The organism is Deinococcus seoulensis (assembly GCF_014648115.1).
GTDB classification, from domain to species: Bacteria; Deinococcota; Deinococci; order Deinococcales; family Deinococcaceae; genus Deinococcus; species Deinococcus seoulensis.
Window position 1 is genome coordinate 1 of sequence record NZ_BMQM01000038.1, and the last position, 13913, is coordinate 13913.

The window sequence follows — 13913 nt, forward strand, 5'->3', positions numbered from 1 at the left end:
CTGGTAGAGCACTACCTTGCCAAGGTAGATGTCGCGAGTTCGAATCTCGTCTCCCGCTCCACAACCCCCCCACACCCTTACCGGTACTGGGGGGTTTCTTATTGTCTGCCTTGCATGGCCCGCGCCCAGGAGGGATAGGCCGGGCGGCAGTGATTCACTCGATCTCGATTTCCTTGGGGTCGAAGGTGGCTTTCGGGAACTGGGGGTGCATGCCCTGCAGGGTATCGAGAATAATCTGGCTGATCAGCAGGTTCCGGAACCATTTGCGGTCGGCGGGAATCACGTACCACGGTGCGCTCTCGGTGCTGGTGGTCAGGGCGTCCTGGTAAGCGCTGGTGTACTCATCCCACCTGGCGCGTTCGGTCAGGTCAGCGGGATTGAATTTCCAGTGTTTGGCCGGGTCGTCCAGGCGGTCCTGCAACCGCGCCTTCTGCTCTTCCTTGCTGACATGCAGGTAGAACTTCAGGATGCGGGTGCCACCGTCGGTCAGCAGGGACTCGAAGTGCCGGATGTGCGACAGGCGGCGGTCGGCGGTGGAGTCGTCGATCATGCTGTGCACGCGGGTCACGAGGACGTCCTCGTAGTGGCTGCGGTTGAATACGCCGATCTGCCCGGCGCGGGGCGCCCGCTGGTGAACGCGCCACAGGAAGTCATGCCCGCGTTCCTCCTCGGTCGGCACCTTGAAATTGGCGATCTGCACGCCGTTCGGGTTGAACGCTCCCATGACGTGCTTGACCGTGCCGTCCTTGCCTCCGGCGTCACGGGCCTGCAGGACGATCAGCAGGGATTGCCGCCCCTCGGCGTTCAGGCGTTCCTGCCAGTCGGCCAGCCCGAGTTGCAGTTCGTCGGTCAGGGTGCGGCCCTCGTCCTTGCTGAGGTCGCCGTCGTCGTTGGTGTCCCAGTCGCTGAGGTTCACACTGCCGCCGGGTTTCACGCGGTACTTGTCTGGATTCATGACCCGGAGCGTACCACCGGCGCCGCCTGTTTGAGTCTGAGGGCGTGTTCAGGAATCCCATCCCATTTCAAGGCAGTGTGGCGGCCTGTGCGGCCCTCGGCGGTCAGGTCTAACGGCTGATCTGTTCCATCAGCCGGCGTGCGAGCGTGTGGCGAATCGAAGTAGGGAAGCCGGTCAGGCCGGGCACATCGTTCGTTTCCAGTAGAAAAAAACGCCCTTCCCGATCTTCGAGAAAATCCAGCCCCAGGATGTCCGCACCCAGGTGCGCCATGGCGGCGCGCGTGTACTCGGCCAGTTCGGCAGGCGGGTCCGTGAGGCTGTACTCCTGCGTATCGCGGTTGGCTTTCCATGACTCGCTGCGCCGTTTCATTGCCCACAAATCATTCCCGACCGCCAGACACCGCAGGTCACGGACGTAATCCACGAAGGGCTCCAGTGTCACGTAATCATCTGCGGTCCAAGTGAGATCCCGCAGGTCCGGCCAGTCGCTCCGGGCGGTGATAAGTGCTTTCCCGTACCCGGCGTGGTAATTACCGATCTTGAGCACGGCCGGAGGCGTGGGCTCAGTGTGATCCAGTAGGGTAGAGCCCAGAATGATCTCCTGCGGCAGCAGCGGCAGACCGATGGCCTGCATTTCGGCCCGCATGGACAGCCGGTCAAAGCCGCGTTGCAGGGTCGCGGCGGGATTGACGCACGGTGTACGTGTCAGGCGGATCAGGTCTAGCACGACCCGGTGTCGGGGGTCCGGACGGATGGCCCCGACGCGCCACAGTAGCCCGTCCACACGGGTCCGGCCCTGCTCGTGAAGGAGGTAGAGCGTCTGTCCGGCGACCTGCCACTGCGCGGTCTGGAGGCGACAGTGGCGCACCTGGGCATCTGGGAACACGTCGGCCCATTCGCGTTCTCCGTTGACGATCACTACGGTAGGCTGTGCATCCATAGGTGCAGGGTAGTGCCTGTGAACTTTGTGATACGCCTGTCTTGCCCTAGGGCGTCGTGGATGGCTTGCCCCTAACCTACTGGCGGATCAGGGCGAAGGCGCGGCCGCCGAGCAGGGTGATCAGGGCGGCGCCGGCGAGCGCCAGTCCCAGCGCGGCGGTCAGGCCGGTGTGCGCGGCGATGAAGCCGATGGCGGGCGGGCCGAGCAGGAATCCGCCGTAGCCGATGCTGGCGACCTGCGCGATGCCACGGCCGCCCAGGGCGTGCCCGACAGCGCCGTACATGACGGGTACGACGTTGCTGAGGCCCAGGCCTGAGAGGGCGAAGCCCAGGGCAGCGAGGATGGGATTGCGGGTCATGAGGGCCAGGGCCAGTCCGAGGGCTGTGATGAGCGCGCCGCCCCGCACGGTGGTTTCGTCGCCCAGGCGGACGCGCAGGCGGTCTCCGAACCAGCGGCCCAGGGTCATGGTGGTCACGAACGCGGCGTATCCCAGTCCGGCCTGCCCGCCGGGGACGTTCAGGACGTCGCGGAAGTACAGGGCGGCCCAGTCGTAGTTGGCCCCTTCGGACAGCATGCCCAGGAAGCACAGCAGGCCCAGCAGCGCGGCGGCCACGCTGAGCGGTGCGCGGCGCGGCGCGGCCGTGGAGGCTGCGGACGCTGGGGTGGTGGGGGCCGCCTGGTCGGGCAGCAGGGCGCGGCCAGCCAGCAGGGCCGCCGCGACGGTGACGACCGTGACGAGCAGTGCGTGTGTGGTCATGGGGACGCGGCCCACCAGCAGGGTACCCAGCGCCGCGCCGATCACGCCGCCCAGGCTGAAGTAGGCGTGCAGGCGACTCATGATGGGCCGTGCCAGTCGCTGCTCGACCGTGACGCCCTGGGCGTTCATGGCGACGTCCATGCTACCGTTCGCGGCGCCCAGGACGGCCAGCGCCGCGACGAGCAGCGGCAGGCTGGGGGCAAGGAAGGGGGGCAGCAGGGCCAGCATGCACAGCGTGGCGGCCACCCAGGTGACGCGGTGGCTGCCGTGGCGGGCGGTCCAGGTGCCGGTCAGGGTCATGCTGCACAGGCTGCCCAGGCCCACGGCGAGCAGGGCCGCGCCGATCTGCGCCTCGTTCAGGTGCAGGTGGTCGCGGATGCCGGGAATGTTGACGGCCCAGGTGGCGAACAGGGCGCCGTTGATCAGGAAGATCACGTTCAGGGCGCGGCGGGCGGCCTCGCCCGGGCGGTCCTGGGTGGGTGTGGTGTGGGTGGGGGCCGTCATGGGAACCTCGTGGGAGTGGGGGCAGCGGGGCGTGGTGGGGGGTGAGGAGAAAGACTGATCTGAATCGTTTCAGATCGACTGGAAATACGCTACCATTCCCGCATGCCCCCCGCCAAGCCCACCGACCCCGGCGGCCCGCCCACCGGCAACCCCCGCAGCGCCGGCGGACGCGTCACCCTGCGGGACGTGGCCCGCACCCTGGGCGTCAGCGTCGCCACTGTCAGCAACGCCTACAACCGCCCCGACCAGCTCAGCGAGGACCTGCGCCGCCGCGTCCTGCAGGCCGCCCGCGAACTCGGCTACAACGGCCCCGACCCGCTGGCCCGCAGCCTGCGCCGGGGCCGCACCGGCGTCCTGGGCGTGGTGTACGACGCCCCCCTGGAATACGCCTTCGCGGACCCCGCCGCCGCGCTGTTCCTGGGCAGCGTGACCCGCGCCGTGCAGCACCACGACCTGAACGTGCTGCTGCTCGCCAGCCCCCACGCCGCCCCCCACCCGCCCGCCGGAGCGCCCGCCCACGACCCGACCGGCCCGGTCCGCAGCGCCAGCGTGGACGGCTTCATCGTGTACTGCGCCGCCGACGACAGCCCCCTGCTGCGCGCCGTGCTGGAACGCGGCCTGCCCACCGTGCTGGTCGACCAGGAGCGCCACGACGAGGCCGTGAACATCGGCATCGACGACGCCGGGGGCGCCCAGGCGGCCGCCGAGCACCTGCTCTCGCTGGGGCACCGGCACCTGGGCGTGCTGTGCCTTGAACTGGCCGAGCAGCGCGCCAGCGGCCCGGTCGGCCCGGAACGCGAGGCGCAGGCCAGTTACCGCACCAGCGACCAGCGCCTGCGCGGCTACCGCGCCGCCATCCGCGCCTGCCCAGACGCTGCGCTGCACCCCACCGAAGCCCCCCACAACACCCCGCAGGCGGGCGAGGCCCTCACCCTGGACCTGCTGCGCCGTCACCCGGACATCACGGCCGTGCTGTGCATGAGCGACGTGCTCGCCCAGGGAGCGCTGCGGGCGGCCGCCAGCCTGGGCCTGCGCGTCCCGCAGGACCTCAGCGTGACCGGGTACGACGACCTGCCCAGCAGCGAGAGCCTGAACCTCACGACCGTCTGGCAACCCACCGGCGACAAGGGCGAACGGGTCGGGCAGGCCATCCTGACCCTGCTGGCCGGACAGCCCGCCCAGCCCGTCACGCTGCCCACCCGCCTCGTCGTGCGCGGCACCACCGCCCCACCCCGCCCACAGGCCACGCGCGACTGATACGGATTCCGTTTGTTTCGTTAACAGATCGGAACACCACCGATCTGTTAACTCCACGTCCGGAACCCGCCCGGCTCCCACTCGCGTCCGCTCGGACCCAGCGGCTTCGTAAGCCATTCAATCGGAGTCCGTATGATCCGTCACGCCCCGGCCCCGCCTGCACTACCCTGTGCGTCATGAAGATTCTCGTGGTGGGCGGCGCAGGGTACATCGGTTCTCACACGGTCCGGCAACTGATCCGGGCCGGGCACACGCCGGTCGTGTTCGACAACCTCTCCAGCGGGCACGCCGAGGCCCTGCCCGCCGAGGTTCCCCTGGTCCGCGGCGATCTGCTCGACGCCGACGCCGTGCGCGCTGCCCTGAACGCCCACCAGCCGGACGCCGTGATTCACTTCGCCGCGCTGATCGAGGTGGGCGAGAGCATGCGCGCCCCGGCCCGCTACTACCGCAACAACGTGGTCGGCAGCCTGAACCTGCTTCAGGCCATCACCGAGACCCGCAAGGTGCCGCTGGTGTTCTCCTCGACGGCCGCCGTGTACGGCACCACCGACCTCGTGCCCATCCCAGAGAACGCCGCCATGCAGCCCGAGAGCGTGTACGGCGAGACGAAACTCATGACCGAGAACATGATTCACGCCTTCCACACGGCGCACGGCCTGCCGTACACGGTCCTGCGGTACTTCAACGTGTGCGGCGCCGCCCCCGAGGGCGACATCGGCGAGGCGCACGCCGGTAAATCCCACCTGATCGAACTGGCCGCCCTGACCGCCCTGGGCCAGCGCGAGAAGATGTTCATCTTCGGCGACGACTACCCCACCCCGGACGGCACCTGCATCCGCGACTACGTGCACGTGCAGGACCTCGCCGACGCGCACGTGCTGGCGGTCGAGGCGCTGCTGGCCGGGCAGCGCACCGAGGGCACCTTCAACGTGGGCCTGGGCCACGGCTTCAGCGTCAAGGAAGTGCTGGACACCGTGGACGACGTGATCGGCACGCCCCTGAACCGCGAACTCGCCCCCCGCCGCGCCGGGGACCCCCCCCGTCTCGTGGCCGACGCCACCCGCATCCGCGAGGAACTGGGCTTCAAACCGCAGTTCACGGACCTGAAAGACATCGTGCAGACTGCCTGGAACTGGCACAAAGCGCACCCGCACGACTTCAAACAGTGAAGCATAGCGCCATCATCTGGAAGACAGATTCAGACATTACAGAGATCATTCAGCGGAAGGGGCTCAACTACCCTGATGAAAGCCCGGAGATTGAAATTCGACTGTCCGAGCGTGATTTCGTAATGAATGGAGATTCCTATCATCCAGCCGATTTCCACTTACTCGCCGAGACCCTCTCCCCCCCGTTCTACGGTGAGGTTGAGCTGGAAACCATCTGGGGAGAGGACTGCCTTCCAACCAGCCTCCTCCTGCCGCTGTTCAACCTCAAGGCCCTGGAGGTTCTCCGGCAGCAGGCGCCCGGACTGTTCCATGAGTACCCCGTCTTCGTCATGGAACTGCCCATCGGTTTCCGGTTACCCTCGGCCCGCGCCATGATGGCCCACCCGGACGTCAGGGTGGCGCCCGACGGCTACGCCCTGATCTACCCCCTCCAGCACCTGGACCGAACGCAGGCCCACGCCCGTCTCACCGGAGACGTGATCACGGTGGAAAGCGAGCAGGAGATTCCTGCTGTCTTCCGTTCCGGCTCCAACCTCTACGTCCGTGATGAAGTGAAACGCGCCTGCGAGGAGGCTGGGTTGTCTGGTTTTGAGTTCACGACAGAACTCAGCTTTTCCGAATTCTGGAAGCGTACAGGCCTAGCCCGCTGGGAACAACCCTGAACGCATGAAGTCCGCTGAAGTGAACTCCGGCTGAACCGTGGGTCGAAACGGTTGCACCCGAGCAGGACTGCGCCGGGTGGGCAGGGAAGGCAGCAGCCCTCGCACTCGGCGCGCAACTCCCGTAGCCTGCGGGCATGACACAACCCACTGCCGCCGACCTCGCCGCGCACACCGAACGCGGCCTGCGTGACCTCGCCGACCTCGTGGCCATTCCCAGCGTCTCCGCGCAGGGCCGCTCCCTTCCCGAGGCGGCGCAGGCCGTCACGCGCCTGCTGGAAACCGAGGGCTTCACCGTCCGCGAGTACCCCGGTCAGGTCGCCCCGATCCTGCTGGCCGAGGCGGGCGACGGTCCCTTCACGCTGCTGATCTACAACCACTACGACGTGCAGCCCGAGGACCCCGCCGATCTCTGGGACACCCCGCCGTTCGAACTGACCGAACGCGACGGCCGCCTGTACGGACGCGGCGCCAGCGACGACAAGGGCGAGTTCATCTCACGCCTCGCCGGACTGCGCGCCCTGAAAGACGCACGCGGCGGGCACCTGCCGCTGAAGGTCAAGTGGCTGATCGAGGGCGAGGAAGAGGTCGGCAGCCCCAGCCTCGAAGGCTTCCTGGCCGAACACGCCGCCGACCTGAAAGCCGATGGCGTGTGGTGGGAATTCGGGAGCATCACCCCCGAAGGTCGCCCGGTTCTGTACGCAGGCCTGAAAGGCATCATCTGCGTGGAACTGCGCTGCCGCGTGGCCGCCAGCGACCTGCACAGCAGCAACGGCGCGGTCGTGGACAACCCCCTGTGGCGACTGGCCGCCGCCGTCGCCAGTCTGCGCGGCCCGGACGGCACGGTCCTGATTCCCGGCTTCCACGACGACGTGCGCGCCCCCAGCGAAGCTGACCTGGACGCCATCGCCCAGCTTCAGGGCCGGGGCGAGGCGCTGCGCGACACGTACGACGTGACCCGCCCGCTGAGCGACGGCAGCGACTACCACACCCGCCTGAACCTCAAGCCCGTCGTGAACGTCAACGGCTTCCACGGCGGGTACGAGGGCCAGGGCAGCAAGACCGTCCTGCCCGCTTCAGGCATGGTGAAACTCGACTTCCGCCTCGTGCCCGACCAGCACCCGGAACGGATTGTGGAGTTGCTGCGCGCCCACCTGGACGCCCAGGGTTTCAGCGACATCGAGATCATCGAACTCGAAAGCCACCAGCACCCCGCCCGCAGCGACCTGAACGACCCCTTTGTGCAGGCGGCCGTCCGCGTGGCCCGCGACGTTCACGGGCAGGAACCCATCCTGAACCCCAGCTCCGGCGGCAGCGGCCCCATGCACCCCTTCATGCAGCACGTGGGCGCGCCCGTCATCGCGCTGGGCATCGGGAACATCGGCGGCCGCGTCCACGCACCCAACGAGAACATCCTGCGGCGCGACTTCGCCAGTGGCGTGCGCTACGCCGCCGCGTTCATGGCCGCCCTCGCAGACGGCTGACCGGGAACAGAGGGGGGCCAGATGTGCAGCGCCGTCCGGCCCCCCTGCGCGTCACTCCTGCCCCGGCCTCGGCCCGAACGTCAGGGGCGCGTGACCCGGCACGGCCTTCGCCGCGAACTCGTGCAGGCCCAGCCGGTCCGGCGCTTCCAGGTGGTACCGGAAGTTCCACAGGTAATGCTGCACCACCCGCTCCGGCAACCCCAGCTTCCGCGCGTGCCGGGCCGCCACGTCCGCCAGATGCCCGATCCCGTCGCGCCGCGCCTCCCGCATCGCCCGCACCAGCGCGAGCGGCGGCGGACGGTCCTTGCGGTACGCCCACACCGCGAACGTGAACGGATGCCCCGTCAGGCGGAACCACTCCTCGGCCAGGTCCGTCACCGTGATCCCCCGCGCCGAGTGCGGCAGGCTGGTCATGGTCGTCTCCGGCGTCAGCGGTCCCACCACCCCGTACCACTCCCGCAGCGCGCTGTCCCCGATCCGCAGCACTCCATCGAAGCCCTGCGCCAGCAATGATTCCGCCTCACCCTCGGCACGCTCCAGCACCGGGCTCAGGCCACGCTCGCGCAGCAGCACCTCCAGCAGCGCCACACTCATCGCCGACTGCGCCGTCAGCGCCACCCGCCGCAACTCCTCCAGCGGGCGCGTGTGAAACAGGTTCACCGAGTACACCGGCCCCAGCACCGCCACACTGAAATCCGGCAGGGCCTCCAGCACATCCGCGTTCCGGATGAACTCAACGGCGCTGATGTTCGCGATGTCCACCTGCCCGGACAGCAGCGCCGCATTCATCTGCGTCGGCACGCCCGTGATTGCGCTCACGCCTTCAGGTAACACCAGCGAATCCAGAATCGGCGCGACATTCGTGAAATGAATCCAACCCGCGCGGTACGGGTCGGGCGTTCCCCAGTCCACCTGCGCGACCTCTCCGGCGATCAGCGCGGCGCGCTGTCCCGCATTCCGGACGGGATACTCGGAGGGAACGGGCGGCTGACTGAATCCGAAACGCACGGTGCGGCCTTCCAGACTCCTCAGATCCGGAATCCGCGGGTCCTGGGGGGAGCTCTCGCGGTTCATCTGGCCGTACAGGTACACCTGGGTGTCGTTCACGATGTTCAGGTCCTCTACCCGGTCGCGGTAATTCCAGGCGTACTCCTGCGCCACACCCTCCACCCACGTCGTCACGGGCGCACCCGAGCGGTAGAAGGCATGCCACACGTCACCCAGGCCAAGTTCCAGCCGGCCCAGCTGCTGTTCTCCCAGCGTGCAGCGTCCACTGAGCGGATCGGGTGCCGGCCACTCCTGACAGGAGAAGCGCAGGAACTTGAAGCCCCGCGTCCAGTCGACGCCCCGATGCGTGGCGCGGCTGATGATCAATTCCCCCTGCACGGCGCTGTCCGGCGCAGGCTGGGCGCCCAGCCGGAACAGGACACTCCAGTAGGGCGAGGTGACCGGATCGGCGTCGGGCGGGTAGGGGAGAACGTGGTCGATCACGCCCTCCACCACATGTGGGGCCGCCTGACCCGTGTCCAGGACGGTCTCGTATTCCGTCACGGGATGACCTGCACGCTGACGGCCTGCCAGTGGCCGTCCTGACGGGCGTAGACGCGCAGGAAGCTCTGCACGCGCTGACCTGCGGCGTAGAGGGTGCCGCGTGTGATGGCCGTGTCGCCGTGCACCCGGGCGGCGTGCCGTTCGAAGATCAGTGGGGTGGTGGGGTTGGTCTGCATGCCGGTCAGGAGTTCCTGTTTCGTGACGGTGGTGCCGTCGTGGTAGAAGCCCAGCCAGTCGTCGGCCAGCACCGTGGTCAGGCGTCCTGGGTCGCGGTGGTGGTACGCGGCGTTCCAGCGGTCGTCCAGGGCGAGGATCAGGTCGAGGTCGCTGGGGTGGCCGGGCATGGGCTTCAGTCGGCGGCTTCGGTGGCCGGGGTGCGGGGGAAGGTCGCCAGTTCGTTGTAGTACGCGTCGCGCAGGACGGGGGTGCGGCCGGCGTGCTGGATCATGCGGATCATGCCCTGCTCGCTGAGTTTCATGGGGCTGGTCGCTCCGGCGGCGTGCGCGATGTGTTCCTCCTGGATGGTGCCGTCGATGTCGGACACGCCCCAGTCGAGGCTGACCTGCGTGAGTTCGCTGCCGATCATCACCCAGTAGCCCTTGATGTGCGGGAAGTTGTCGAGGTAGATGCGGGCCACGGCGAGGTTACGCAGGTCGTCGAGGCCGGTGGTGAAGTCGGTCTTGCCGAGGTTCTGCGCGAGGTTGTTCCCGAGCGGCTGGAATGCCAGCGGAATGAACGCGTGGAAGCCGCCGCCGAAGCGGGCCACCGAGTCGTCCTGCAACGTTCGCAGGCGGTCCATGTGATCCAGGCGTTCCTCGAGGGTCTCGATGTGGCCGTACAGCATGGTGGCGTTTGTGCGCATGCCCAGGGAGTGCGCCTCGCTGTGAATCTGGAGCCACTTCTCGGCCTTGACCTTGTTTCTGGCGACCTGGAGGCGTACGCGGTCGGCGAAGATCTCGGCGCCGCCGCCGGGCATGGCGGCCAGTCCGGCGGCCTGGAGTTCACGCAGGACGTCCAGGGTGGGTTTCTTGCTGATGCGGCTCAGGTGTTCGATCTCGGCGGCGGTGAAGGCCTTGACCTGCAGGTCCGGGAAGGCTTCGCGCAGGCCGCGCACCATTTCGGGGTAGTACTCCCACTTGTGGTTGGGGTGGTGGCCGCTGCTCATGTGCAGTTCGGTGATGCCGGGCATGTAGCGGCGGCGGACCTGTTCGGCGACCTGTTCGGGGCTGTAGTCCCAGGCGCGTTCCTCGTTCTTGTGCGCGGCGAACGCGCAGAAGGTGCAGCCCACGTAGCAGATGTTCGTGAATTCCAGCCGCATGGAGTGCACGAAGTACACCCGGTCGCCGTGCAGTTGCTGCTTGCGCAGGTTCGCCAGTCTCATCAGGGTGTTCAGGTCGCGGGTGTCGTACAGCTGCATGCCCTCGGCGAAGGTCAGGCGCTCGCCCGCCTCGACCTTCTGCACGATGGGCGCGAGTGCCGGGTCGGAAAGCCACTTCATACCGCGCAGCATACGCCCGCCCGGCGCGCGGGAATGTCCCCGAATCCTGCAATGCCCGCACGCCCGCATGAATGAACCCTTCAGGGTCGCGCGGGTGGGCGCGTCAGAGTCGTGACAGGCGGCGCGTGCCACACTGATGGGCAAGTTGAACGACCATGCCACCGACGCGCAGCGGCAGATCATCCGGTACCGGTCCCTGGTGCAGGTGACGGCCGCGCTGGCCCGGCACGTGCGCACGGACGACCTGCTGCGCGCCATGCACGTGCAGGTGCAGGCGCTGTTCGACACGCCCATCACGCTGCTGGCCCGCCGGACCGCGCAGGGCGGCTGGCACTGCCTGACGCTGGAAAGCAACAACCTCTCGGAGCAGTTCATTGGCCTGCGTCCCGACGGGCTGCTGGAGCGGGTGCTGGAGGGTCGCCTGCGGCTGGAGAACAACCTGCCGGTGTACCTGGAACGCGAGCGGCTGGGTATCGTGCGGGTGCATCACCGGTCGGACCTGCCGTACACGCTGTCGTGGATGGGCGTGCCGCTTCAGGCGGGCGTGGTGACGGGCGTGCTGTCGGTGCAGAGTTACGCCCTGAACGCCTTCACGTCCGAGGACCTGGAATTCCTGGAGTTGCTGGGCGTGCACCTGAGCATCGCGCTGGAGAACGCCGCGCTGCACGAACGGGTGGAACGCGAGGCGCACACGGACCCCCTGACGGGCCTGTGGAACCGCCGCCGGTTCACGGAGCGCAGCGAGGCGGCGCTGCTGGACGTGCGCCGGGGCGAACCGTACACGCTGGCCGTGATGGACCTGCAGGGATTCAAGGCCGTGAACGACGAGTTCGGGCACGATGCGGGCGACCGGGTGCTGGTGCAGATGGGCGGCCTGCTGGACCGCCTGACGCTGGAGGGCGTGCACGTGTTCCGGCTGGGCGGCGACGAGTTCGCGGCGCTGCTGCCCTGCCCGGAGTCGGCGGCGCTGCTGAGCCTGCGCGCCCTGCTGGACGACCTGAACGCGCAGGCGTGGTCGGTGCCGACGCCGCGCCTGAACATCGGGCTGGCCCCGGCGTACCCGCAGGATTCCGTGAGTGACTGGGTGCGCCGCGCCGACGCGCGCATGTACGGCGCCAAGCGGCAGCGGCAGTCACTGATCGAATGACCGGCGCTGATCAAGTGACCGGGCCAGGCGCAGGGTGCCGCGCGAGGGGACCGGGCTGGGGGTGTGGGGCGTGAATTCCTTCCGGGCGTGGGCGGGCCGGGTGCGCTACGCTGGGGGCGTGAAGCCGGAATCCGTTCGTTCTGAAACAGAATCCACGCGGACGGACGACCCGTTCGCCCCCACCGACCAGCCCACCCCGACCCCACACCCTGCCCCGCCCGAACCGCCTGCTGACCAGCCCGAGGTATGGACCGTGGACGGCATCGAACAGACCCCGCACGGCCCGGTCGCGCGACTGGAACGCCCGGACGGGCAGACCGTGGACCGCCCCCTGACCGACCTGCCCCCCGGCCTGCGCGAGGGTGACCTGCTGAGCGTCACGGACGGCCCCGACGGCGTCACCCTGCGTCCCGCCGTGCGCGCCCTGCCCGCGCAGAGTGCCGCGCGCCGCGCCGACATGCAGGCCACCCTGGACACCCTGAACGAACAGGGCCGCGACCGGCTGGCCCGCGATCCGGCACGCCACCCACTGTCAGCGACCCTGCCAGCCAATGATGGAGAGATCGACCTGTGAGCCCCAGCACTCCCAGAAAACCGGGTTCCGAACAGCCCGAGAAGAAGACCCGCCCCGGCAAAGCGACCCCGGCGACAAAGGCGGCCTCCGCGAAGGCCAGCGATGCGAAGGGCAGCGGTGCGAGGGCCAGCAGTGCAAGGAGCGGCAGCACGAAGGCCAGCAACACGAAGGCCAGCGGTGCCAAGGCCAGTGCCAGTGGTGCGAAGGCAGGCGCCCGCACGGGCCGCCGCGCCGGGAAGGGCCGCCCCGGCACCAGTTCCTCGGACCTGCTGGGCCTGCTGGTCCTGATCGTGACCGGCAGCCTCGCCGCGTGCGGCTGGATCCGCAACCAGGGCGGCAGCGACGCGCCCGGCGGGCCAGTCACGACCGCCCCGGACGGCGCGCAGGTCACCATCCGCTTTCTGGACGTGGGGCAGGGCGACGCCATCCTGATCCGCAGCCCGGAAGGGAAGACCGCCCTGATCGACGGGGGCCGCAGCGCCGCCCGCCTCACGGACGCCCTGAAGCAGTACGGCGTGACCCGCCTGGACCTGATGATCGCCACGCACGCCGACGCCGACCACATCGCCGGACTGGTCCCGGCCGCCGCCCTGAATCCCCGCGTGTTCATCAACAACGGCCTGGGCGGCACCACCCAGACCTGGGAGCGACTCGTGGCGGCCCTGCAGGACGTGAACGCCACGTTCGTCAAGGCCAGCAACCAGACCGTGAACCTGGGCAGCGTGAAACTGCGCGTGCTGGCCCCACCACCCGGCATGCCGGACGAGCAGAACACCAACAGCGTCGGCCTGGCCGTGCAGTTCGGGGAGTTCCGCGCCCTGATGACCGGCGACAGCGAAACCCCGGAAACCGAGGGCTGGCTGGCGCAGGAACGCGCGGACGTGCGCGGCCCCTTCCAGGTGTACAAGAGCATTCACCACGGCGCCAGCAACGGCGACAGCGCCGCGTGGCTGGCCAGCGTCAGACCGCAGAACGTGGTCATCAGCGTCGGGCAGAACAGTTACGGGCACCCGACCGACGCGGCGCTGCGCCTGTACCGCCAGAGCGGCGCGCGGGTGTACCGCACCGACCGTCAGGGCACCGTGACCTTCCAGGGCCGCGCCGACGGCACGTACACCGCCGAAACCGAACGCTGACCGCCCGGAATCCGCATCATGCGGACTCCGATTGAAGGGGCTACAAAGACCCTTCAATCCGAGCGGATGCGAGTGTGAGCAAAGCGGGTTCCGGACGTGGAGTTGGCAGATCAGTGGTGTTCCGATCTGTCAACCTCGGGTGCTAGGGGATACTGGAAAGCAGGACATGTCCCACACGGCTTTTTTGGAGATAGAGCCTGACGGGCGTTCTCCTTCAGGCGTATTCGGTGCCGACTGTTTGTCCAATAGCTAATGAGTGAAATTGTGGTGCGTCACTTGAGA

General features: G+C 68.4%; 13 protein-coding genes. 7 read left to right on the forward strand and 6 right to left on the reverse strand.

From position 1 onward, the window contains the following. Positions 1 to 154 precede the first annotated feature (154 nt). The 3 genes from IEY70_RS18225 to IEY70_RS18235 all read right to left on the reverse strand — a co-directional run bounded on the left by IEY70_RS18225 (position 155) and on the right by IEY70_RS18235 (position 3156). Positions 155 to 955 (reverse strand): polyphosphate kinase 2 family protein, encoded by an 801-nt coding sequence (locus IEY70_RS18225; RefSeq protein ID WP_189066452.1) that lies wholly within the window; start codon positions 953 to 955, stop codon positions 155 to 157. A gap of 109 nt (positions 956 to 1064) precedes the next feature. After that, positions 1065 to 1895: an ATP-grasp domain-containing protein gene (locus tag IEY70_RS18230; protein ID WP_189066453.1), complete on the reverse strand. Its 831-nt coding sequence runs from the start codon at positions 1893 to 1895 to the stop codon at positions 1065 to 1067. 76 nt (positions 1896 to 1971) lie between these two features. After that, positions 1972 to 3156: an MFS transporter gene (locus tag IEY70_RS18235; RefSeq protein WP_189066454.1), complete on the reverse strand. Its 1185-nt coding sequence runs from the start codon at positions 3154 to 3156 to the stop codon at positions 1972 to 1974. A gap of 102 nt (positions 3157 to 3258) precedes the next feature. Here IEY70_RS18235 and IEY70_RS18240 point away from each other — a divergent pair, with 102 nt between their 5' ends. The 4 genes from IEY70_RS18240 to IEY70_RS18255 all read left to right on the forward strand — a co-directional run bounded on the left by IEY70_RS18240 (position 3259) and on the right by IEY70_RS18255 (position 7725). Continuing rightward, positions 3259 to 4413 carry a substrate-binding domain-containing protein gene (locus IEY70_RS18240; protein WP_189066455.1) on the forward strand — a complete coding sequence of 385 codons (1155 nt, stop codon included), beginning with the start codon at positions 3259 to 3261 and terminating at the stop codon, positions 4411 to 4413. Positions 4414 to 4589: 176 nt separating this feature from the next. Next, complete coding sequence (gene galE / locus IEY70_RS18245) at positions 4590 to 5582, forward strand: UDP-glucose 4-epimerase GalE (RefSeq protein ID WP_189066456.1); 993 nt, start codon at positions 4590 to 4592, stop codon at positions 5580 to 5582. After that, the gene (locus IEY70_RS18250; protein ID WP_189066457.1) at positions 5579 to 6244 is read left to right on the forward strand and encodes a hypothetical protein; all 666 of its coding nucleotides are present in this window, start codon (positions 5579 to 5581) and stop codon (positions 6242 to 6244) included. Before galE ends, IEY70_RS18250 begins: the two co-directional genes overlap by 4 nt. Before the next feature lie 134 nt (positions 6245 to 6378). Continuing rightward, positions 6379 to 7725: a M20/M25/M40 family metallo-hydrolase gene (locus IEY70_RS18255; protein WP_189066458.1), complete on the forward strand. Its 1347-nt coding sequence runs from the start codon at positions 6379 to 6381 to the stop codon at positions 7723 to 7725. A 51-nt stretch (positions 7726 to 7776) separates the two neighbouring features. Here the strand turns inward: IEY70_RS18255 and IEY70_RS18260 are convergent, their stop codons facing one another. The 3 genes from IEY70_RS18260 to mqnE form a co-directional block, all read right to left on the reverse strand. Then, positions 7777 to 8637: a menaquinone biosynthetic enzyme MqnA/MqnD family protein gene (locus IEY70_RS18260; protein WP_189066477.1), complete on the reverse strand. Its 861-nt coding sequence runs from the start codon at positions 8635 to 8637 to the stop codon at positions 7777 to 7779. Between the two features lie 635 nt (positions 8638 to 9272). Beyond that, a complete protein-coding gene (locus IEY70_RS18265; RefSeq protein ID WP_189066459.1) occupies positions 9273 to 9620 on the reverse strand; it encodes a nuclear transport factor 2 family protein in 348 nt (115 codons plus the stop codon). Between the two features lie 5 nt (positions 9621 to 9625). After that, positions 9626 to 10774 (reverse strand): aminofutalosine synthase MqnE, encoded by a 1149-nt coding sequence (gene mqnE, locus IEY70_RS18270; RefSeq protein ID WP_189066460.1) that lies wholly within the window; start codon positions 10772 to 10774, stop codon positions 9626 to 9628. 145 nt (positions 10775 to 10919) lie between these two features. Between mqnE and IEY70_RS18275 the strand changes: the two genes are divergently transcribed. From IEY70_RS18275 to IEY70_RS18285, 3 genes are all read left to right on the forward strand, one after another. Beyond that, positions 10920 to 11921 carry a GGDEF domain-containing protein gene (locus IEY70_RS18275; protein WP_189066461.1) on the forward strand — a complete coding sequence of 334 codons (1002 nt, stop codon included), beginning with the start codon at positions 10920 to 10922 and terminating at the stop codon, positions 11919 to 11921. Between the two features lie 118 nt (positions 11922 to 12039). After that, complete coding sequence (locus tag IEY70_RS18280) at positions 12040 to 12495, forward strand: DUF3006 domain-containing protein (RefSeq protein WP_229778061.1); 456 nt, start codon at positions 12040 to 12042, stop codon at positions 12493 to 12495. Beyond that, a complete protein-coding gene (locus IEY70_RS18285; protein ID WP_189066462.1) occupies positions 12492 to 13631 on the forward strand; it encodes a ComEC/Rec2 family competence protein in 1140 nt (379 codons plus the stop codon). The genes IEY70_RS18280 and IEY70_RS18285 overlap by 4 nt, the downstream gene beginning before the upstream one ends. The last annotated feature ends 282 nt before the right edge of the window (positions 13632 to 13913 follow it).

Bases quoted from the DNA above. Each gene is read 5' to 3' on its own strand.
- IEY70_RS18225 (WP_189066452.1), bottom strand. From the start codon at position 955: ATGAATCCAGACAAGTACCGCGTGAAACCCGGCGGCAGTGTGAACCTC.
- IEY70_RS18230 (WP_189066453.1), bottom strand. From the start codon at position 1,895: ATGGATGCACAGCCTACCGTAGTGATCGTCAACGGAGAACGCGAATGG.
- IEY70_RS18235 (WP_189066454.1), bottom strand. From the start codon at position 3,156: ATGACGGCCCCCACCCACACCACACCCACCCAGGACCGCCCGGGCGAG.
- IEY70_RS18240 (WP_189066455.1), top strand. From the start codon at position 3,259: ATGCCCCCCGCCAAGCCCACCGACCCCGGCGGCCCGCCCACCGGCAAC.
- galE (WP_189066456.1), top strand. From the start codon at position 4,590: ATGAAGATTCTCGTGGTGGGCGGCGCAGGGTACATCGGTTCTCACACG.
- IEY70_RS18255 (WP_189066458.1), top strand. From the start codon at position 6,379: ATGACACAACCCACTGCCGCCGACCTCGCCGCGCACACCGAACGCGGC.
- IEY70_RS18265 (WP_189066459.1), bottom strand. From the start codon at position 9,620: ATGCCCGGCCACCCCAGCGACCTCGACCTGATCCTCGCCCTGGACGAC.
- mqnE (WP_189066460.1), bottom strand. From the start codon at position 10,774: ATGAAGTGGCTTTCCGACCCGGCACTCGCGCCCATCGTGCAGAAGGTC.